This is a genomic window from Streptomyces pseudogriseolus (assembly GCA_002154585.1).
Taxonomy (GTDB): domain Bacteria; phylum Actinomycetota; class Actinomycetes; order Streptomycetales; family Streptomycetaceae; genus Streptomyces; species Streptomyces pseudogriseolus.
The window spans coordinates 11,737-11,952 of the sequence record MUNG01000221.1 but is presented as its reverse complement, the minus strand read 5'-3'; the positions used below and the strand labels follow the sequence as shown (position 1 = coordinate 11,952).

Sequence of the window (216 nt, the reverse complement as noted above, 5' to 3'; positions counted from 1 at the left end):
GTGACCACGCCGGGGAAGGTGACGCCGACCGGGCCGGTCCAGCCGAAGTGGTCGACGACCTGCTTCACCCCGTCGGCCACCGCGTCAGGGGTGGCCGGGTGCGGGGTGAGGACCTTGCAGCGCTCCTGCGCCAGCTCCCCCTTGTCGAGGTCGACCGGGGCGCCCTTGATCCCGGATCCGCCGATGTCCACGCCGAAGATCTCCATGGCACCACGT

The 216-nt window shown here is 71.3% G+C and carries 1 pseudogene; it reads right to left on the bottom strand.

Annotated features, from left to right (window positions below):
* Positions 1–206, bottom strand: a pseudogene (locus tag CCN29_RS20445) (ROK family protein); the annotation flags it as partial.
* Between the last annotated feature and the right edge of the window lie 10 nt (positions 207–216).